General features: G+C 48.1%; 12 protein-coding genes. 5 read left to right on the forward strand and 7 right to left on the reverse strand.

Going from position 1 to position 22,758, the window contains the following annotated elements:
* Positions 1–11: 11 nt before the first annotated feature.
* The 5 genes from YC6258_RS27755 to YC6258_RS27760 all read right to left on the reverse strand — a co-directional run bounded on the left by YC6258_RS27755 (position 12) and on the right by YC6258_RS27760 (position 8,656).
* Positions 12–3,005 carry a bifunctional diguanylate cyclase/phosphodiesterase gene (locus YC6258_RS27755; protein WP_052830581.1) on the reverse strand — a complete coding sequence of 998 codons (2,994 nt, stop codon included), beginning with the start codon at positions 3,003–3,005 and terminating at the stop codon, positions 12–14.
* A gap of 618 nt (positions 3,006–3,623) precedes the next feature.
* Positions 3,624–5,150, reverse strand: a complete 1,527-nt coding sequence (locus tag YC6258_RS25615) for a Ppx/GppA phosphatase family protein (RefSeq protein WP_044619392.1) — start codon at positions 5,148–5,150, stop codon at positions 3,624–3,626.
* A gap of 18 nt (positions 5,151–5,168) precedes the next feature.
* Positions 5,169–5,609, reverse strand: coding sequence for a D-aminoacyl-tRNA deacylase (dtd, locus tag YC6258_RS25620; RefSeq protein WP_044619393.1), 441 nt, complete (start codon positions 5,607–5,609; stop codon positions 5,169–5,171).
* Positions 5,610–5,647: 38 nt separating this feature from the next.
* The gene (gene pip, locus YC6258_RS25625) at positions 5,648–6,616 is read right to left on the reverse strand and encodes a prolyl aminopeptidase (RefSeq protein ID WP_044619394.1); all 969 of its coding nucleotides are present in this window, start codon (positions 6,614–6,616) and stop codon (positions 5,648–5,650) included.
* A 207-nt stretch (positions 6,617–6,823) separates the two neighbouring features.
* Positions 6,824–8,656 carry a L,D-transpeptidase family protein gene (locus YC6258_RS27760; protein ID WP_052830582.1) on the reverse strand — a complete coding sequence of 611 codons (1,833 nt, stop codon included), beginning with the start codon at positions 8,654–8,656 and terminating at the stop codon, positions 6,824–6,826.
* Positions 8,657–8,936: 280 nt separating this feature from the next.
* Between YC6258_RS27760 and YC6258_RS27765 the strand changes: the two genes are divergently transcribed.
* From YC6258_RS27765 to YC6258_RS25645, 3 genes are all read left to right on the forward strand, one after another.
* Positions 8,937–11,588 carry an ATP-binding protein gene (locus YC6258_RS27765; protein ID WP_144407749.1) on the forward strand — a complete coding sequence of 884 codons (2,652 nt, stop codon included), beginning with the start codon at positions 8,937–8,939 and terminating at the stop codon, positions 11,586–11,588.
* Positions 11,589–11,635: 47 nt separating this feature from the next.
* Complete coding sequence (locus tag YC6258_RS25640) at positions 11,636–12,781, forward strand: hypothetical protein (RefSeq protein ID WP_044619395.1); 1,146 nt, start codon at positions 11,636–11,638, stop codon at positions 12,779–12,781.
* 359 nt (positions 12,782–13,140) lie between these two features.
* On the forward strand, positions 13,141–13,785 hold the full coding sequence (locus YC6258_RS25645) for a response regulator (RefSeq protein ID WP_044619396.1): 645 nt from the start codon (positions 13,141–13,143) through the stop codon (positions 13,783–13,785).
* Here YC6258_RS25645 and YC6258_RS25650 read toward each other — a convergent pair.
* Positions 13,782–17,243 carry a hybrid sensor histidine kinase/response regulator gene (locus YC6258_RS25650; RefSeq protein WP_044619397.1) on the reverse strand — a complete coding sequence of 1,154 codons (3,462 nt, stop codon included), beginning with the start codon at positions 17,241–17,243 and terminating at the stop codon, positions 13,782–13,784. The two genes, YC6258_RS25645 and YC6258_RS25650, sit on opposite strands and share 4 nt — an antisense overlap.
* Positions 17,244–17,398: 155 nt before the next feature.
* Here YC6258_RS25650 and YC6258_RS25655 point away from each other — a divergent pair, with 155 nt between their 5' ends.
* Both YC6258_RS25655 and typA read left to right on the forward strand, forming a co-directional pair.
* Entirely contained in the window at positions 17,399–18,364 is a 966-nt protein-coding gene (locus YC6258_RS25655) for a zinc transporter ZntB (protein ID WP_044619398.1), read from the forward strand.
* A gap of 225 nt (positions 18,365–18,589) precedes the next feature.
* A complete protein-coding gene (gene typA, locus YC6258_RS25660; protein WP_044619399.1) occupies positions 18,590–20,407 on the forward strand; it encodes a translational GTPase TypA in 1,818 nt (605 codons plus the stop codon).
* A gap of 71 nt (positions 20,408–20,478) precedes the next feature.
* On the opposite strand, the gene ptsP is transcribed toward typA, so the two are convergent.
* On the reverse strand, positions 20,479–22,752 hold the full coding sequence (gene ptsP, locus YC6258_RS25665) for a phosphoenolpyruvate--protein phosphotransferase (protein WP_044619400.1): 2,274 nt from the start codon (positions 22,750–22,752) through the stop codon (positions 20,479–20,481).
* Between the last annotated feature and the right edge of the window lie 6 nt (positions 22,753–22,758).

Here is a 22,758-nt window from a genome sequence, read left to right on the forward strand (position 1 = left end):
GGCCTTTTTTATCAGGCTGGAAAACGGAGAATGTTGTTGGTATGTCCCATACGCGCACGAATCTGCTGACCACTTTCTGCTGCAGAAAAATAAAAGCCCTGTAGCGTATCACAACCCAGATTCTGCAGAATTCTGGCTTGTTTTTCGTTCTCCACACCCTCGGCCACAGTTTTCAGAGACAATGCCTTGGCCATATCAAGGATCGCTTTAACAAAGATGACATCCTGCTGACTCGAATCAAGTTCCTGAACAAACTGTTTGTCTATTTTCAGAACATCGAAAGGAAACTTCTTCAGGTAGCTAAGACTGGAGTAACCGCATCCAAAATCATCGATAGCAATACGAATCCCCATACTACGAAGCTTCCTCAGCACGCTGATACATTGGTCAGTATTGGTCAGCAACAGCGACTCGGTAATTTCAAAAATAAACCGGGTACCGGACAAATTGTGATTTGACAGAGTCGTTGCCACGCTATCTATAAAGCTATTGTCAGCAACCTGTCTGGCGCTGATATTAATAGACATATGTAACTCTTTACCCTGGACTTCCCATTCGGTCATTTGCTTACAGGCAGCTTCCAGAATGTATTTGCCAACATCACTAATCAAGCCAATGTTTTCAAGCACCGGAATAAAGGTTGCTGGGGGTACCATTTCCCCGGTTTTAGGATTTTTCCAGCGGCAAAGTGCCTCTGTGGCATACACCTCGCCGGTGTCGCTGTCGACGATCGGCTGGTAGTAGAGGAAAAATTCTTCCTGCTTAAAAGCCGCACGCAGATCATCTTCAAGGGCCACCTGACGAGACAAGACTTTTTCTATCTGATGAGAATAAAAACAGACCCGGTTACGGCCAGTATGCTTGGCCCGGTACATCGCGGCATCAGCACGACGCATGAGAGTCTCGGAATCCTCTCCATCCGTTGGACACAACGCTGCTCCCATACTGCAACTGACTGAAATGGATTTGTGATTAATGATCATGGGCTGCCGGACATCATCAATGACTTTGTCACAGATTCTGGTCACCGCACTGGAGTCTGAAATACCCTCAAAAACAAACACAAATTCATCACCCCCTATTCGCGAAATAGTGTCCTCGCCCCGGACATGTTTGCGCAACCGGCTGGCAATAATCTGTAACAACTGATCGCCGGCTTCATGTCCCTGCGTGTCATTTATGGTTTTGAAGTTATCAAGATCCATAAAAACTACACAAAAGCTGTAGGCACTGCGTTTGGTTCTGGCAATCGCAAGATTGATTCGGTCCATCAACAGAATCCGGTTCGGCAGGTCGGTTAACATGTCATGCTGAGCCAGATAGCTCATTTTTTGGGAAATTTTTCGGGTTTCAGTGACATCCTGAAAGACCATTATGGTGCCAACGACTTCTCCTTTCTGATTCGTGATTGGCGAGATACTGTCCTGAATACCAAACGTGTCACCATTAATATTTTTCAGCACTGCAAAATCCGGAATACCCTGAACGGTTTTTTCCTGCATCACCCGGTCAACTGGACAGTCCAGGCGCTTTCCTGATTGTTCATCATATAGGTGAATAACATCATTAAAATGTTTACCAGTGGCAACATCTGTACTCGTATGCAACAACGTTTCTGCCACGGCATTAATAAATGTAATATTGCCATTATTATCCGTGGCAACCACACCATCACCTATCGACCTCAGAGTAATTTCCATCAGCTCGTTTTCCTCCATAAGCTTCTCGCTCAAACGAACTTCCTCTGAAATATTCTGGATATGAAGATGATAGACCTTTTGGTTTGGGTCTCCATTGGACTCAAAGCTGGCAGAGACCGACAAGTAAATTTCCCGGCCATAACGGCTGCGCACCTTGATCATGACATTCTCAACCAGATCTCCTTTCTGCAAAGCATCCAGCACTTCTTCGTTATAGGTCGCCATAGATTCCGGCATCACTATTTTACTGAATGGATAACCGATCAGTTCGGTCGTATCCAACTCCATGATTCTTAGAAACCGTTTACTTGCCAGAACAGCATGACCTCCCGCGTCAATGGTGCACAACAGCGCAGGCATATTTAAAAGCGCATCCCGGGTACTGATCATCTGCTCTTCGAGCCTGTTCATAATCAGCGTTCTGGCATGTTGTGAGACTGACAACACAACCGAAGGAATCAGGATGATCATAACCGGCAGATAGAACAGAATACCGGTTTTGGTCGGATCATTAATATTTGGCACGTATAACTGAAAAGACGTGATGGTCGTGATGAGAATGCTACATAGGGATGCAGCAAAACTAATGGTAATGATATTGGTAAACAGTGCAGCCACCACCAGCGTCAAAGCCAGATAGGCGAATGGGTATGCCAAATGCAGGAAGGCATATATGCTGACGGCTGCGGCAATGGCTATAAATCCCAGGGACCAGGTAGTCAATAGCTCTTCGGCACACTTTTTAAAACCAAAATGAGACAACGCAATACCCGGAGCACCTATGGTCAGGCCTCCCAACACCAGACTGGTGAAACTGACAATCCAGCCTTTATCTATATTTTGAAAACCATTCAAAAACAATCCTGTTGCCGCCACCGTTGCGGCAATGGCCGCCGGCACAATGGCAATCACCACGAGTGCTTTGGCATAATTCAATGGCGAATCATAAACCTGTTCGAAATCGTTGCTTTTCTTAGTGAAGTAAGCAATAAGCGAGACATTGGTGAGTGCTGTGCAGGAGAACACCAGATTAACAGCTAATGTTTGCGGTAATGGCAAAGAAACGCCCAATTGTGGAATCAGGACGGCCACCAACCCCGCAGGCCAGAGCCGATATGGTAATCTTGCCAACAATAAGCCCGCTGCGATGTTGGGATACCAGACCATAGCAACACTGCCGGGTTCTTTTGACAAATACAGCGCCATTGTTGACAGAAAGTAGTATGACACCATAATCCCGGCAAGATAAATCCAATAGGACATTCTCGTCATCGTAGATTGCGGCTGATTCATTGATACCAACATGGCAAGCATCCCTTAAAATCGTTATTGCGATAAAAAACGAGATACCCGTCAAATTAAACCGATCATTTTTGATCTGAACTCAGTGAACTACATACTCCTCACACAAAAAACGACTGGAAACATTTGATCCTGGATCTGCTTTTATAAGTCAACTACTGTTTAACCATCCTGAGGACTTAAATTTCAGGAAACACCCAAAACCCAAACAATTACCAAGATAACAAATAAATTAAATTTCTTATAAGCAAAAGCGTAATTCTACAGCTACAGTCAATTATGAGGAGATGACAGAATAATACCAGTACAAGTCATCCTTCATTAGTTGTAGACTTTACTTAAATAAACATCTAAAGAGGTATTGACAGAAAACCTTACCGACAACTATCAACTTGTGTTATTTTTTTATCGTTGAATCGCCATCATAGAAAAAGATGAATCATGATTACTAATCCTCCCACATAAGAGCCAGGAACCAATGGTAAGGATTGATATTTTAACGAGACATCATTATTGCCACACTACCATCTATCACAACAAGCAGTAGTGGCCATCCTTAAAAATAACCACAGCAACAAAACCGACAGCCCCAGGTCATACAGCAGATAAAAAACAGCGCTCTTATGATGCAGCGTTGTCATCCACACTATCATTCAAAAACAGTGAATAACCAGTCTGACTCAGATAACGAACTTCATTTTCCAGATCAGCCAGCGTTAAAGAATTATTTTCCAGCCATTCTGTAGAGACATTCAGCGACAATTGTTTATCTTTGGCAACCAACTTTATTTCCGGTAATGGAATATTACGACGAGCACGATTAAAGATAACTGCCAAACGGAAAATAATACTCAGACGCAATAATGGCTCGTTGTCCATTGGAAACTTCTTGACCGGAAAACGTTTGCGATGTGACAGAACCAGAGCGGATAACTGAGCCTGCTCTGATCGGGAAAAACCAGCCAGATCCACGTTTTCGGCAATATAGGCACCATGCTTATGATAATCGCTATGGGTGATGTCCAGTCCAATCAGAAAAATTCTCGCCGCCCACTTTAACAGTTGCAGCGACTCTTCCGGGTTTAACTCCCAGTCTCCGGTCACCTGCGGCAGAAAATCCTCGACCGTCTTTTCTATCTGTCCCACCCTGGGCGACACCACATGATAACGGGCCACCAGTTTGTTGATGCTGTCATCGCGGATGTCCTTGTGTTCAAAGCGGCCTTTCAGATCAAACAGCAAACCTTCGCGCAATGCCCAATCCGAAGCCACCATAGTCTCCAGTTGCAGACTTTCAAACAAAGCACTCAAGACTATCAGACCACCAAAAAATACCGGCTGACGGTCCGCTGACAGACCTTTCATAGATAAATCAATGTTGCCATGCTCAGCAAATTGATCGATCAGGTCAGTAATGTTCTGCCGATGGATTTCACCCGTCGTCCACCCCAATTCCGTACAAACCTCAGCCACAGACTTAATCGATCCTGAGGCACCAATACACTCAGACCACCCCAGATCCAGCAGATCATCGCGCACCGGCTCCAGTTCCTGCAGGCACGCTACCCGGGCTTTTTTGATCGCTTTGCGTGATATCTTACCGTCACCGAAAAACCGCTTGGTCAGTGCCACACAGCCCATGTTGAGGCTTTCTTTGATTTCAGGATCCATTCCCCGACCAATAATGACCTCTGTACTGCCACCACCGATGTCCATGACAATACGCCGGTCTTTACCCGGTTCTATAGCTTGTGCCACGCCAAGATAAATGAGACGCGCCTCTTCTTCACCGGAAATGATTTCCACCGGATGCCCAAGTCTTGCCTGCGCGTCCGTCAGGAATTCACTGGCATTATTGATACTCCGAAGGGTTTTGGTACCCACAATGCGAACACTGCCGGCATCCACACTACGCAGGCGCTCACCAAAACGCTGAAGGCATTCCATCGCCCGTTGTACAGCCTCATCACTGAGAGAGCCATCATCCTGCAAACCAAAACCCAACCGCACAGGTTCCTTTATCCTGTCAATTATGACTGGGGAATCGTTTTGCCAATGGGCAATAATCATGTGAAAGCTATTCGATCCCAGATCGACAGCTGCCAGTGTTTCGGGAACTGATTTAAATAGTTTGGAGAGATTGAACATGTGTCAATGCCTTAATGTTCAAGCGGTTAGCAGGAAGGTGACAGGACCGTCATTTAACAGACTGACTTTCATGTCTGCGCCGAACTGTCCGGTCGCGATACGTTCAGGCCAGTATTCACTCGCTTTCTGCAGCAACAGTTCAAATAGTTCACGTCCCTTTTGTGGTTCTGCCGCTGTTGAAAAACCTGGTCTCAGTCCCTTTCGGGTATCGGCGGCCAGAGTAAATTGTGAAACCAGCAGAAGTTCACCCTGAATATCCCGCAAGCTTAGATTCATCTTACCCAGCTCATCATTGAACACCCGATAAGCCAGTAGCTTGTTAACCATTTTCTCGACAGAGGCTGCGGTATCGTTTTTTTCAATGCCCACCAGCGCCAACAACCCCTGCCCGATACTGCCAATGGTTTGGTTATCCACCACTACACTGGCATGTTGAACCCGTTGAATCAAAACCTGCAAATCTTATACAACCCCGTATTCGTTGGTGATCAGGCCGATCAGGCCTGCATGGGATCATGCCCCAGACGTTTTGCCATCGTCCGGGCTGCTTTGATAGTGGCATCGACGATGCCGTTTTCATATTGTGAATGCCCGGCTTCACGGACTACATCCAGCTCCGCCTCCGGCCATCTCCGATAAAGATCGTAGGCATTATCGAGAGGACATACCATGTCATAACGACCATGAATGATAATCGCGGGCAGATGTTTGATCCGATCCATATTGTCGAGGAGCTGATTTTCCTGCAAGAAACAGCCATGGCGCATGAAATGGATACCGATGGAAGCCATGCCGAGTGCAAACGAAGGGTCGGAAAATGAGGTCTGGGTCTTTGGATCCGGTGTCAGAGTCAGGCAATGGCCTTCCCATCCCGTCCAGCTTTTTGCAGCTCCCATGCGCTTCAATTCATTGGTTCCGGAAAGCAGCTGATAATAAGCGTCAATCAAAGGGGCTCCGCTTTTACCCCCGACCATATCGGTAAAAGTCTGCCAGAATTCCGGAAAGACCCGACTGGCACCTTCTTTATATAACCAGTCAATATCTTTGGCCCGGGCCAAAAACGCTCCTCTCAGCATGAATCCAAGCACCGAGTCAGGATGGTCCTGAGCATAAGCCACTGCCAGGGTCACACCCCAACTGCCACCAAATAACAGCCACTGATCAATCTGTAGATATTGACGCAGGGTTTCGATATCGCTTTTCAATGCGTCCAGGTTGTTGTTTTCCAGACAGGCATGAGGCGTGGAGCGTCCACAGCCACGTTGGTCATATTGGATTATCCGAAAGACATCGGGATCAAAAAAACGTCGCGCATGGTCACTCATACCGGCACCAGGTCCTCCATGAATGATCAACACAGGAATGCCTTCCGGACTACCACTCTCACAGATGTATAGATTATGCGGTGGCTGAACCATCAAACGATGTTCTGCATACGGTCTGATTTCTGGAAACATCTGCTGCATAATCAACTCCTTATCGTTCGACGCAGTTTAACCTGAATACCTTACAAAGACATGTGAAAAAGGTTTCTTATCCGGCAGATAGAGTTTTTCAACTACGGTACTCCAGATGATCCCTTTAAAAATAACCGATTAGCGATAACAACACCTTTAACTGGTTGTTGATTTGCTGTTGGCTTTGCGAATACTTCGTCAAGAACCAACAGCCTGCTAGGGACTCAGGGTTGAAATAATATTACTGGCCAATTGCGCGGCTGCGTAATCGCTGCCGAATTTGTCCAGAGCATCCCATTGATAAACGTCGGGGCGCTGTTGCAAGACACCTTCGTCATCAACCCAGGCCGTCCAATACATCAGATAGGTCGGTACCGGTTGGGATAATTTAACATAAGTTGTTCGCTGCGATTGAATAACCTGGGTCAGTCTTTCTTCCTGCCAGGAAGGCGTATCCTGCAATAGCAGGCGGGCCAGCAATTCCGGTTTTTCCACTCGCACACAACCTGAACTCAGGGCACGCATATCCTGTGAAAACAGATTTCGGTGATTGGTATCATGCAGATATATGGCCATGTTATTTGGAATCACAAACTTCACCATACCCAGAGCATTATCCGGCCCGGCTGCCTGGCGAAAGGTAAATGGCAGCTGCCCTGTACTCAATTGCTGCCAGTTAACCGTTGCAGGATCAATGGTTTTCATCGTCCCGTCTCGGTCATAACGTATCAACTGTAAGTGCTTGTCGGTCAGATAAGCCGGGTTTTTCCGGATCTGCGGCAAAATGTCCCTGACGGCAATTCTCCCGGGCACAGTCCAGGTTGGATTCAGTACCAGCGAGGAGATACTGCCAATGATCGTCGGCGTACGGCGATCAGTACGGCCAACGATCACTTTCATGGATGCCAGCGGCTGGTCATCCGCAACGACCTGTAGGCGGAAATCCGCCATATTCACCATCACATACTTAGGCCCCAACCTGTCCGGCAGATGACGCCAACGTTTCATATTAAGAGCAATGCGACGGGCAATACGCTGCGGCGATTGCTGGAGGCAAAGACGGGTCGCTTCATCGATCCACCCGGTTGGTTGCAGGCCGTTTCTCAGTTGATAGTGCCTGACGGCCTGCTCCATTTCGTCATCAAAGACAAATACCGGATGCGAGGGGTTGAAACTCACTTCCTGACGATACAGAGTCCGCTCTTCGCTGAACCAATGTCCTGAGTAATCGCCAAACAACAACAGGTTGTTCTTGATCACACGAATATCAGGATGAGAGTCTCCGGGTTTTAGAACCGGTCCGTCTCCAAGCGTTTCCCAGTGCCCCCCCAGATCCAGACGCTGATAATATTCCAGTTGTTCCCTCAACTTCAGATAGCCCGCGTGGGAAGGAGTCAGACTTTTCAGCAGTACAAGCAGACTCTTGGCATCCAGCTTCTGCTGCAGTTCATACAAAATCTGATCGCTGGTCCAGCGTTCTGTCACCTGTTCAGCCACCACACGATAGTCTGACTGATGATCATGGGACTTCAGGTCAGGCAGATAATTGTTATTGCGAATATCCTGGATAAAGGTCAAAAATGCGTCACTGAGCAGTAGATCCAGAGCAGTCACCCGGGCAGGTAAATTTCCAATTTCCGGTTCCGCTTTCAGAATCGCAGGTAAATGATAACTGTAGAGATAACGATCATCCGCGACCGTTTCACGCAGACTCTGAATCAGCAGCTGGGCCGGAGCATTCAGCCCATAATTATCAAACCAGATAGTGCGATAGCGATTGGAACGATACAGCCTGCGCAACTCATCACGATGAAACAAACGGGCATAACTGCCATTCGGGTTCTCAAACCTGGGCGGCTCACTAAGCCATTGTTGAATATGTTTGGCCGCCACTTTCTGAGGCAAAACAGGTTTTATCCCGGCAGCGAAATAAAATATCCCGAATAACAGAGCAAAACACAGGACAGCAACCAGGGTTACCGCTATAGCAGTACCAGAGCGGCGCGAACGGGCAACGGAATATTCAGGCGAATTGTAAGTATGGCTCATAAACTAAGTATGGCAGCGATTTAGAATTTCGCCCGGTCATTCAAACATAAGTCAGAGAGTTTTTCTCCGTGTCACTTTTTTGCTTCAGTTATGACCTGTCATACAGCGCTTTTTTGACGGCTTTCTGTTATCTCAACTATGCTAGGACGATAGACTTATCATTTGTACGCCGTCAAAATTGAACTGGTGCGCCAAAAACAGGCAACCGGCAGTTGACCGGAACCACTGGCCTACCGGACACTGGCCCTGTTATCAAGGAAATCAGGAATATTTGGAAGATATGAACCAGAAGTCGGAGCTGCATATGGCGGGCCGGACCGTGATCGTCTGCTCGCTGACGATCTTGTTATATCTGATCAGCAACATGCTGGCTGCGGCTCCTGTTCAACGACTGAGACAAGGCTGGTTCAATCCACCTGCTGATTTAAACCTGAATGCTCAAATCGATATCCAGTCCATTCAAACCGGCGACGAATCCGCAAACATCAAATTAACCGGCGGAGTGTTCTGGTACCTGACCCAACTGGCCATCAATGAATCAGGGTCTTACGTCATTGATTTTAACAACTCCAGTGTGATCGGTCGTTTCAGCCATTTTATTTTCAATGAGCACGGTAAAAAAATAGCTGAATACAGTGGTGGTATTCAAAGCAAAATCAAAAACCCGTTTATGCTCCGGCACGGACGGACAATGGAACTGGATAGCGGCCACTACACAATCATCACAAAGCTCGACAGCCCTTTTTTTCTGGCCCAACCGGTACCGTCCGTGACGCCGTTGGAACAATATCAGTCAAGCATCAAATTCGGCAATCTGATCACTCTGACCGGAATAGGTATTTTCATTTCGCTGGGTTTTTACTATGCCGTACTATCCTTATTCCGATTCCGCCCGGCCGACATTTTTTATTCGACGTTTATTCTCGGCAATCTTATTTTTAACAGTACCGCTCTGCTGGTGCTCAGTGATATTTTTGGTTTGCGCTGGTTTTACAGCATCAGCATTCCGATCCTGTTTTCCAATATCGCCTACATCGCATTCGTACTGTGCCTGTTGGACATCAACTACCGGCAACACCCAAGACTGTTTGTTGCAGGGATTCTATGTATCGTGACGTTGACCGGTCACATTCTGATTTCCATATTGCTACCCAATCAATCCCTTGAGTTGGACCGGTATGGCGTAGCCCTCTTCTCGGTGTTTGGCTTCACCTGTGGGGTTATCCGGATCTTTCAAGGCAACATGACTGCCCGTCTGTATATGATCGCCAATATCACATTTCTGATACCGGCGGTCATTTCCATTTCTCTTAACAGTCTGAGCTCCGACTTTAACCTTCTGATCGAGCATATTGGCTTAATGGCTGTTGCCACTGAAGTATTAATGCTGGCGCTGGTACTGAACTACCAGGTTGGTCAGCTCTATCGAGACAAGGAAGAGGCTCTGGAAACAACCCGCAATGCGCTCGGTGCCGCAGAAAAAGCCAATGCCGTCAAGAATGAATTTCTCGCCAACGTGAGCCATGAAATCAGAACACCGATCACGGGTATCATGGGTGCCCTGGAACTTCTTAAACTGAAAATAGCCAATAAAGACGGGCTGGAACTGGTGAGAATTATTGACTCGTCTTCCAACTTTCTGCTGTCGCTGATCAATGACATTCTCGACCTCTCCAAAATTAACGCCGGGCAACTGGAATTACACAAAACGCCATTTGACCTGGATCGGCTGCTGAGCGAGATGATTGAGATGTTTGCCCTGACGGCTACCCATAAGAACATCTTCATTTCTCTTGATCAGGATCCAGCGCTTCCATCGTCTGCGTTTGGTGATGAAATGCGGATCAGACAGATACTGACTAACCTGCTCGGTAACTCTCTGAAATTTACCTCAGAAGGAGAAGTCCGTCTGGAGGTCAAAAGAGGAGAAAACAGCGACATCCTGTTTAAAATCAAAGATACAGGTATCGGTATTGCTGCTGACAAGGTTAAAGAGATTTTCAACCCGTTCACTCAAACGGACAGTTCTATCGCCCGGCGCTTTGGCGGCACCGGGCTTGGGCTGAGCATCGCCCAAAAGCTGGCACTGATGATGGATGGAACATTATCGGTATCGAGTGAGGAGGGTCGGGGCAGTGAATTTACACTTTCAATTCCTTTGCCGGAGCACCCGGTCTCGGCCATTAACCTCGCATATCTAAAAGTCGCAGTTTTGTCAGAGCAGGGTGATACTGAAGCACAAAAAATCATTCAGGACTTACCGTTTTTTGGTATCAGTGCTGAACATCATTTTCATGATCCCGAACACATCAGCCAACTGGATTTCACTCCGGATATTTTATTTATTTTTCCAGGTCAGAGTTCTATACCGGAAGGCAAGGAGCTACTGGAAAAGTTTAAGCATCAGGCAAACCGGGTATACCACTGGATTGACATTGCGCACTATCATGATCCCGATTTCACCGACGCCCAACTGGTTTCGCTACCCTATACCCGATTTAAACTCTACAGCTTATTGATTGCAGAACTGAATCCATCCCATTCCAAGACAAGACGAGTTACTGATTTTTCCAAAGCCAGCGTAATCGCCGTAGACGACAATCATGTTAATCTCCAGATTCTGGTCTCCATGCTACATCGAATCGGCGTAAGCGCTACCGGATTCACGCGTCCTGAACAGGCTATTGAGGCAGCAATCAACAGCCCTCCTGACTGCATTATCATGGATATGCAGATGCCGACACTGGATGGTCCATCGGCCACCAGGCTACTGCGCCAAAAGCAGATTTCCGTACCAATTATCGCCTATACCGCAAATGCTACGGACATGGACAGAAAAATCTGTGTTGAATCTGGAATGAATGATTTTTTAATAAAGCCGGTCAAGCTGGAGGTGTTAAGAAGTACTCTCAGCCGATGGTTAAATACCTGACCCGGTTATCAATACCGGGCTAAAAAACTATTGTGGGAGAGTTAACCATGTCATCCAATAAATGGGGGCTTTTATGGCCAATGTTATTGACTTTTATATTAACGCTGGTGACCGCCTGGTTTAAGTATCCGGTGGACCATCTGCCTCCGGGTTTTGGCGTGTTTCCACCCGTTCAGATCGGAACCACTCCAGGGTTCAATCTGATCTATTTTATTGTGATCGCCATCGGCGCCATAGCAGTGACCCTGTTTTTACTGTTTCCAACGCTGTTTGGCTTTCAAAAACCTGCTACATCCCCATCCTCTTCCGGCTCACGAAAACTACCCTGGTGGTTTTTTCTGGGATTCGTTGTGATGATCTTTTTCTGGTGGCTGATGTGGTCCAACAGTTTCATTTTCGGCAAGTTGGTGTATTACGCATTTACCCCAATGTGGTGGGGTTTCATTCTCGCTGTCGATGGCATCGTTTATTATCGCAATAACGGGCGGTCCATTCTGAGCACACGTCCGGCCCTGATGATCATCAGTGCGGTCTTCTCAGTTTTTGGCTGGAGTTACTTTGAGTATTTTGATTACTTCGTACTCAGTAACTGGTACTACCCGAACGGTCATATGAGCGAGCTGTCACATATGACCATTGTCATTATTTTTCTGGCCGCCTACTCCACCGTGTGGCCAGCAGTATTTGAATGGTACACCTTGCTCAACAGTTTTTCCGGCCTGGCACAGCGTTATACCAATGGCCCCAAACTGCAACTGAACGGAACGTGGCTGTTACTCGCAGGGTCCATCATATCCATTGCCGTCGTCTGGTTGCCTTATCCGATGTTCTGGGGAATCTGGATCGGCCCGATGGCCATCATCTGTGGTCAGCTACTGCGCCTGAATATCTGGAATCCATTGACGGATATTGCCAATGGCAACTGGTCTCCCGCTATATTGATCGCCCTGGCATCAATGGCCAACGGCTTTTTTTGGGAGATGTGGAATTATGGCAGCTCCCACCCGGTTCCGGTTGAGCCGACCAACCCCAACTATTGGATCTACGACATTCCTTATGTCAATGTATTGCATTTCTTCTCCGAAATGCCCCTGCTTGGTTATTTCGGATACTTACCTTTCGGCTTATTTGTTTGGATCATGTATATCTGGGCAGGAAAACTATTTGGTTTTAGGACAGATCTAACACTTTGATCAGCAAGCAAAACCCATGTACGTTAACGGGCGTCAAAACAATCCATAACGGCGCTCGTTATTGTCATATTCACGACATTGCCAGACTTAATCACCATTATCGACGACAATTTCAATGTTCATAAAATACAAGGACATATCTGATTCATCCCTTTGAACGAGAAAAGTTTACTTAGTTATCAAAATATCTGTTTTTATAGGTTTTTAAAGCACGAAACCAAGGAGTTTCGCGCCAAAGAAGAGACAAATTCTTTCTTTTTTATACCACCAAAAATTAATATTGAGCGAGTTCATTTTATCCAGAAAAGAATTCTGTTATAACTGAGATCTGATTCGCGTTAACTTAATACAATAAACCTATGAGTTCACTTAACCTCGTTGTTGCAGATGATCACCCACTGTTCCGCAAAGCGCTGACTGAAGCCCTGCGGGAATCCGATTACCAGGTAAATATTATTGAAACCGAATGCCTGGGAACTACCAAAGAAATACTGGATAAACAAAAAGGGGACATTGACGTTCTCTTTCTTGATCTACAGATGCCGGGCAGTGAAGGCATTATGGGACTCATTGAGATCAAAAATGCGTATCCTGAATTGGCCATCGTTGTCGTAACGGCCAATAAATCGAGCAAAATCATGCAGCAGATCAAAGTTGCCGGAGCACTCGGTTACCTTCCAAAATCTCTGACATTGAATGAGATGGTTGGGGAAGTAAATAAGCTGTTTAAGGGACATCCCAGTTTTCCAGCAGATATTGAAGAGGATCAACCCAATGAAACTGATATTGATGCAGTGAGAAAAATTGCCTCTTTAACGCCTCAACAGCAAAAAGTACTGACTCTGATCAGCAAAGGCTTCCTTAACAAACAAATCGCTTATGAGCTGGATGTAAAGGAAACCACGATCAAAACCCATGTCTCCGAAATTTTTCGCAAGCTGGGCATTTACAACCGCACTCAGGCGGCTGTGTATCGTCAGTACATGGAGCACGACGACTCCTAGTTCAGCACCCGATCAACCAGAGAACGAAGCTGTAATGGTTTGACGGGTTTTTTAAGCAGATAGTAGTTGCGGGACTGTATTTCCTTTTGAACCGCATCCGTATAGTCAGCGGTAATTACGATAACCGGTATATTTTTCAGCCAGGATTTTTTCCATTCCGTCAGCAGATCAAGACCAATTTCATCATTATCCAGATGATAATCGATGATGATCAGATCCGGCAGTTGCTGACGCACCAGATCCGCCACCTCGGTGCTGTCCGATATCCCCATCACCTCATGACCCCATTCAGACAACAGGCTGCGCATTCCTTCGACGACCTGTATCTCATTGTCCAGACACAGAATATGTGCACTTCTACCACTTCGATAACTTGTTTCTATATTAACTTTATTGGTTACTCGAGCTTGTGTGACAGGCACCCTGATCAGAAAACCGCTACCCCGACCGATTTCGCTTTTAATGGAAATCGGATGCTGCAACAGATTGGACAGGCGTTTCACGATCGCCAGCCCGAGACCCAGCCCTTTTTCTTCATATGAGACATGAGGCAGACGATGAAACTCATCAAAAATAACATCTTGTTCCTGCTTTGACAGTCCAGGACCGGTATCCCAAATTTCAATCGAGCAATACTCCCCATGACGACGCACCCCTACACTGATACGGTCGCGCAGACTATAACGCACAGCATTGGCCAGAATATTCTGAATCATACGTTTGATCAGCCGTGGGTCAGTGGCAATCCATAAAGAAGAACGTATAACCCGGAGACGGATGCCTCTTTCGGCCGCCAACGCACTTTGTTCTGTCTCAATCGACGCAAGCACATCATTAAGACTGACGGCATCGACATTAGGCTTGACCACATCTGAATCCAGCTTGGAAATTTCCAGCAGCTCACTCAGCAGGTTGTCAGCTGAAACCAGTGAACGTTCAATCTGACTGGAAAGCTCTGCCAGCTTGTCATGATTACCATCCTGAGGCTGCCGTATCAGTTTGGCATGCAGGCTGGCTGCAAACAGTGCGGCAGCATTGAGAGGTTGCACGAGATCGTGACCGGCAGCCGCCAGAAAACGGGTTTTATTGACGTTGGCCTTCTCCAGTTTCGCATTACTTTCCTGCAATTCCTGGGTCCGGGCATCCACTTTTTCCTCCAGCTCCTCATTAATACGACGCAGCCGGTTTTCAATATTGCGCTGTTCGGTGACATCCGTATAAACAATGATATAACCCCCACCTGGCATAGGGCTGCCCTGGGCTTCGATGAACTGTCCGTTGGGGCGTTCGCATTCGTAACGGTCCGGCTGTCCCCGGCTCAGTTTTTCCAGATGCAGTTCCACCCTATCAGACGCATAACGGACCTGGTCGCCGCGTTCATGATTATATTGCTGAATGGCCTTATAGGATTGACCCACGATCAGTAACTCTTCCGGGTAATCGAACAAATAACGAAACTGTTGATTCCAGGCCACCAGATTACGATCCCGGTCATAAATGCAGATTCCCTGACTGATGGATTGCAACGCGGAGTGCAAAATCTCGCGATTGAATTTGAACACCTGAGAGGCCTCATCAACCATCGTGGAAAGATCCCGCCAGTCATCGCCACCGGGTTCCACAAAATGCTCAAACAGTAGGCGCACAGCCGGAGCACCCAACATTGAAGCGAGCAGGCGTTCAGACTGAAAAATAAACTCCCGATCGGCCTGCCGGTCACCAATCAGACGACCGTTCACCGGATTGGTATAAGGAGCAAACAACTCCTGCATTTTTTCAGCATCAATAAACCGCCCCATCAGAACATGCAGATCACCAATCGATGCCTGGAAGGATGTATGAGTGACCAGGCCGTGTTTCGCCGGAATCGAATGCACAAAACTGGCAGCCTGCAGACGATCCTTGAACGTGCCGGTGAAGTAAGCAGAACCGATCCACAATCCAAGTAAATTTGTACAGAGACTCCAGAGCACGCCATGGGCAACCGGATCCAGATGAACCCCCATAAATGCATGCGGATTGAGAAAAACGAACATTCCCTCGAACTCCAGCCAATGTCGTGGAACAGCCCCCGCGTCCGCCAACAACGGCAGAATCAAGGTGTAAAACCACATGCCAAAGCCACCGATTAATCCCAGCATGACACCTCTTCGATTCAGCCTGGACCAATAAAGGCCCAGCACCAGAGCCGGACCAAACTGTAACGCCGCAATCAGGGAAATATTGCCGATTTCAGCCAGACTGCTGTATTTGGTGACCGTACGAAGATAAAAGTACGCCAGCAGCAAAACCAATAAATGGCTGCCACGCCGCAACATCAGCACTACCCGGTCAGAATTATTGGCATCAACAGCCCACAACCGTGTACGAATCAACAAAGGCACCAGAATTTCATTACTCAGCATAGTGCTCAGAGAGATAGAAGCGATGATCACAATGGATGTGGCGGCCGATAATCCACCCACATATGCCAGCAAAGTGAGGCCATGCTGGCCTTCCTGCATAGGCAGGTGCAGGGTCAGATATTCCAGTTGCGTCACATCACCCTGAAAATACTGATAACCGACGATAGCAATGGGCAACACCAACAGATTGATCAGAATGATATATACCGGTAACAACCAGCGTGCCTGTTTCAGTTCCTGATGGCTATGATTCTCCACTGCCAGCACATGAAAATGATGCGGTAACGTCAAAAAGGAGATAAATCCCACAATGAGCATGACCAGATAAGTATAAGGGGCACTGAAATCTGTGAGCGTTGCCCGGATCAACGCATCATTTTTGGCCGTATTTATAACGCCGGAAATGCCATCTCCATAACCAAACAATATCCATCCGGAAACCAGCAGAAAGGTAACAAGTTTAATAATGGCTTCGAATGACAATGCCAGCATAACGCCGGGGTGACGGTCATTCACTCCCACTTTCCGGGTACCGAATAACATCCCGAATAGCGCCATCAATAATGCACAATAAAATGCCAGATCAGAGTACCAATGACGGGTTACGGGTTCAGTGGCCGAAACGATACTGAAACTGACCGTTATGGCTTTCAGCTGCAACGCCATATATGGAACCAGTCCTACGATTGCCAGCAGAGTCATGGTCACCGCCACTGCGCGACTATGACCAAAACGACTGGAAGTCAGATCAGCAATCGAGTTAATACCTTCGCGCCGGGTCACCTGTATGACCTTTTGCAGCAGACTGTAACCCAGCAGCAAAATCAGAATATTGCCAACGAATATCGGCGATATGAACCAGCCTTGTTCAAAATAATCGAGGGTATTTCCATAAATTGCCCAGGTGCTGCAGACAATGGTTAACGAGAGACTGTAAATCCAGGGCTGCCAGGATCTGGGCAGGTTTTTCCGTTCACCATAAATGGCAACCAGAAACAGCAAACCGATATATACCAGGGCAACCAGCGCATACAGATAGGTGGATATATTCATAATCCCACTGCCTTATTGTTTTTTAAGGGAAAAAAAGGGCTGGCACTCATTGTAGGGAGTTTCAAGAAAATCAAAATCGGCCATTTTTCAAAACTTGCAAGACGTTTCAAGGTAACCGAAGCTTACACCCTTCACAAGAGAGATCAGGAGCGCATATGGACCAGGGCCTAGTATATGCCGGTCTGCTGAATCAACCGGAGGTGCAGTTCAAAGACTGGCAGACACTTAATCAATGGCAACCGGGATCGGGCATTATATGGGTACATTTGGATATCAACTGCCAGGATGCGAGGGACTGGCTGCTGATGCACAGCCAGTTGAATGATTACGCCATTGATGCGCTGTTAACAGAAGAAACCCGGCCAAGAATGGAGCCTCACAAAGGCAGCATCTGCATGGCATTAAGGGGAATCAATCTGAATCCTGGGGAAGACCCCGAAGACATGGTCGCCATCAGGGTCTATGCTGATGCACAACGGGTTATTACCGCTCGCCGCCGTCGACTGCACTCCATCCAGACCATCATGAACCTGCTCGGTCAGGAAGACGCCCCTACCACCACAGCAGGCTTTATCAATGAACTGATCAATCAACTGACCGCCCGGCTCGAAGAAACCATCGATTCCGTGGAAGACCAGGTAGATGCTCTGGAACAGGCACTGCTTGATGATGTCAGCCACGGGCTGCAGCAGGAACTGTCCTCCCTGCGACGCGCTACGGTGGTTCTGCGTCGCTACCTCGCCCCACAACGAGAAGCATTGTCCCGACTCTATCTGGAGAAACTCGACTGGTATCCCGAAGAGGAAAAGCTCAAATTGAGAGACCTGTCTGACCGCCTCATCCGTAATATTGAAGATCTCGATACCGCCCGCGAACATGCCATACTCGCTCAGGAGCAAATTGCCAGCCGACTATCGGAACAGATGAACCAGCGCATGTATGTGATCTCGATATTCTCGGCTATCTTCCTGCCACTGGGTTTTCTGACCGGACTGCTCGGAGTCAATGTGGGTGGCATACCCGGTGCCAACGATTCCTTCGCATTCTTAGTCTTTATCCTGATTTTACTCAGCGTGTTTGGAGTGCAGTGGTGGTTGTTTAAAAAATACCGATGGCTGTGATACTCAAACAGTTTCAATTAGTTGCCACAGAAAACAAACTGCCGAAACAGAGTCGTAAATTTAGCGTCGATAACAAATTGCTACCGAAACGAACTCTGGCAAAGCCTCTGATTCAAAGGCCTTTCTCTGACGTCCACAAGCCCGGAGAAAATATTCGGGCTAGGAAAGTCATGTTTCTCAGGTATAATCCGCGCCCTTCAGAATTTTACCCGAGCGGATATCCTTGTGATCGAGAAATTACGCAATATTGCCATCATCGCCCACGTTGACCACGGAAAAACCACGTTGGTCGATAAATTGCTGCAACAGTCAGGCACGCTGAGTCGTAAAGATCAGGATTCCGAGCGGATCATGGACTCTAACGACCAGGAAAAAGAACGCGGCATTACCATCCTGGCCAAAAACACCGCCATCAGCTGGAACGGCTATCGCATCAACATCGTCGACACCCCGGGGCACGCCGACTTCGGTGGAGAGGTTGAGCGCGTTCTGTCGATGGTAGACTCTGTATTACTGCTGGTGGACGCGGTGGATGGCCCCATGCCACAAACCCGTTTTGTCACCCAGAAAGCATTCGAGAAAGGACTACGTCCTATCCTGGTCGTCAATAAAATCGACCGCCCAGGAGCCCGCCCGGACTGGGTTATCGATCAGGTGTTCGATCTGTTTGACCGCCTGGGTGCGACAGATGAGCAATTGGATTTTCCAATCGTCTATGCTTCAGCCCTGAACGGTATTGCCGGTAGTGATCCGACCGATATGGCAGAAGACATGCGCCCACTGTTTGAAATGGTCGTCAACCGGGTATCAGCCCCTTCAGTGGACCTGAACGGACCATTCCAGATGCAGATCTCAGCTCTGGACTATGACAGCTATGTCGGCGTCATCGGTGTCGGCCGGATTACCCGCGGCGAACTGAAGCCCAACCAACAGGTGGTTGTCGCCAGCGCCAATGGCAAAACCCGTAAAGGAAAGGTTCTGAACGTCAAGGGTTATCACGGCCTGGAGCGAGTGGACACCCAACTGGCAACCGCCGGTGACATCGTGTGTATCACCGGTATCGATGGCCTGGGGATTTCCGATACTCTGTGTGATCCCGAACAGGTTGAACCGTTACCCGCACTGACCGTGGATGAACCGACCGTCAGCATGACATTTCTGGTCAACGATTCACCATTTGCCGGTCGTGAAGGCAAGTTCGTTACATCGCGGAATATCAAGGAACGATTGGAACAGGAACTCATCCATAATGTGGCACTGAGAGTGGAAGCCGGTGATACTGCTGATAAATTCAAAGTATCCGGGCGCGGTGAGCTGCACCTGTCAGTACTGATCGAAACCATGCGCCGGGAAGGCTTTGAACTTGGCGTTTCCCGTGCCGAGGTTATCCAGAAAGAAATTGATGGGGTACTGCAAGAACCCTATGAACTGGTGATCTTTGATATCGAAGAAAACCATCAGGGCGCTGTCATGGAAGAACTCGGACTGCGTAAAGGTGAACTGTTGAACATGGAGCCCGACGGAAAAGGCCGGGTTCGTCTGGAATATATGGTACCCGCCCGCGGCCTGATCGGCTTCCGTGGCCAATTCCTGACCATGACTTCCGGTTCCGGCATCATGACCAGTATTTTTGACCACTACGGTGAAGTCAAAGAAGGCAACATTTCATCACGTCAGAACGGCGTACTGGTCAGCATGGTCAAAGGCAAAACCCTGGCCTACTCACTGTATTCACTGCAGGATCGCGGCCGACTGTTTCTGGGTCATGGCGTGGATGTGTATGAAGGCCAGATCATCGGTATTCATTCCCGTTCAAACGATCTGACCGTCAACCCGACCAAGGGTAAACAGCTGACCAACATCCGTGCCAGCGGTACTGACGAAGCGCTGATTCTGACTCCACCGATCAAGTTCACTCTGGAACAGGCACTGGACTTTATTGAAGATGATGAATTGGTGGAAGTGACGCCTCAAAGCATCCGTATTCGCAAAAAAGCACTGAGCGAAGCGGACCGCCGCCGCTCCAGCAGAAACAAAGACTAACGGAAAGATTCTCTCCGGACACAAAAAAAGCGCTGATAACCAGCGCTTTTTTTATGCCTGCAATCGGTCATTCATCCCGGCTTGACAATACCAAGCTGAGCCAGCGACAAACCTGCTTTTTTCATCGCGAATTCCAGAGTACTGCGGATCACCAGAGGATTATCCATTTGCAGGATCGTGTTTAACAGATCCCTGGCCCACTCAGTGTCGATTTGTCGCAGCAACGCTTTCACCCGCAACAGACTGGTCGGGCTCATGGAAAGACTCCGAAATCCCATCGCTGCCAGCAAAATCACACCAATCGGATCACCGGCCAGTTCGCCACAGATACTGACCGGACAATTACAGGCACTGGCTTCCTGATAGATCTGCTGCAATGCCATCAATACGGCCGGATGATAATTGTTGTACAGACTGGCGACTCTTGGATTAGTTCTATCCACCGCCAACAGATATTGGGTCAGATCGTTGCTGCCAACAGAGATAAAATCAACCCGGGCCGCAATATCACGAATCTGATACACGTTGGCAGGGATCTCAATCATCATGCCGATTCTGGGCATCACCACCTGATACCCTTCTTCCTGTAATTCGTGCATGGCGCGGTAGATCAGGTGCATCGCTTCTTCCAACTCACCGATACTGGAAACCATCGGAATCAGAATACTCAGGTTATCAAAGCCCTCACTCGCACGGATCATTGCTCTGACCTGAACAATAAAAATCTCCGGATGGTCCAGTGTGACTCTGACGCCGCGCCATCCCAAAAACGGGTTTTCCTCCTGAATCGGAAAATAGCTCAGGGATTTATCACCGCCGATATCCAAAGTCCGCATGCAGACATTATTGGGTGCAAATGCCTGCAGCTGCTGGCGATAGATTTCGGCCTGCTCGCTCTCGGAAGGAAACCGGTCCCGCATCATGAAGGAAACTTCAGTCCGATAAAGACCGACCCCTTCAGCTCCCTGATCCAGAGAACGATACACATCTGTCATCAGCCCGGTATTCACCTGAAGACAAAAATGTTGTTGATCGAGGGTCTCGCAAGGCTCGTTTTTCAGATATTCCAGCCCGGCAACAAACTCCTTCTCTTCCCGGACAATTGCCTCGAAATGCTGAAGTTTGTCCAGGGTCAGATTGCAGTAGACATGTCCCCGATACCCATCAACCACCAGTTGTTCACCGTCCAACTGCTGAAATGGCATATCCACCAACCCCATTACCGTTGGAATACCCAATGCTCTGGCAATAATGGCAATATGACTGTTGGCAGAACCACTGACCGATACGATGGCCGCCACCCGGTCCTCCGGAACTTCCGCCAGAATAGCCGGAGTCAGTTCCGCACCGATAATAATGGCATCTTTGGGGAATTCACTGGGAATGGGTTTGATATCAGCGAGATAGCTGATCAGCCTGCGGGCCAGATCACGAATATCCGTTCCACGTTCGCGCAGGTAGAGATCCTCCATCTCCTCAAAGTGCCGTGAGTAAGTGGTTGCTACCTGGGCAATTGCCCCCTGAGCCCAGATACCAGTACAGATCAGTCGTTTAACCTCACCTGCCAACGCCTGATCATCCAGCATGCCAAGGTAGACATCGAACAAGGCGCGCTCTTCAGGACGCAGATCACTTGAAAGTTTGCTGCCAGCCAATTCGATATCAGCCCGCACCATCGCCAGCGCGTTCTCAAATTCAGCCAGTTCATAATCAATATCTTTTACCAGCCGGGGGGGAATGGTTTCGAGGGATTTTCCCATGGTCAACAGAACCGCAGTCCCAATGGCCACACCATTAGCACCCGCAACGCCCTCAAAGCGAACATTACGTTGATCCTGTCCAAAGAAAGAGCGGCGCAGGTGGCCGGCGGCATCGGCATGTGCGATGGCCGAAGCCAACTGTGCAGAAACCGTCACCAGAAACGCTTCATGGCTGGCCTCAAATAATGCCTCTTCTTTTTTTTGCACCACCATAACACCATGCAGTTTACGATGGTGAATGATCGGCACTGCCAGCATGCCATGCAGATCGCCCTCTGCAATACTGGACACATGATGAAAAGCCGGATGCTCTTTGGCATTGGCAATGTTCAGCGGTTCTTCCCGCTTGGCCACAATCGCGATAATTCCCTGGTTGGCCTCCAGTGTCACCTTGCCCAGCACCTCACGGTCAAAACCTTTATTGGCGCTCAATACCAGTTTACGGGCCTGGTCGTCCCAAAGAAAAACCGAACAGACTTCTGCCCCCACCCGTGAAGGCAGAACCTGAACGACCATTTCCAGCGTTTCACCCAGATCCCTCGCACTGGTGATGTCCTGAGCAATGCGTTTTAACAGGTTCAGCATAATTAT

The sequence above is a fragment of the Gynuella sunshinyii YC6258 genome (assembly GCF_000940805.1).
In the GTDB taxonomy this organism is placed as follows: Bacteria; Pseudomonadota; Gammaproteobacteria; order Pseudomonadales; family Natronospirillaceae; genus Gynuella; species Gynuella sunshinyii.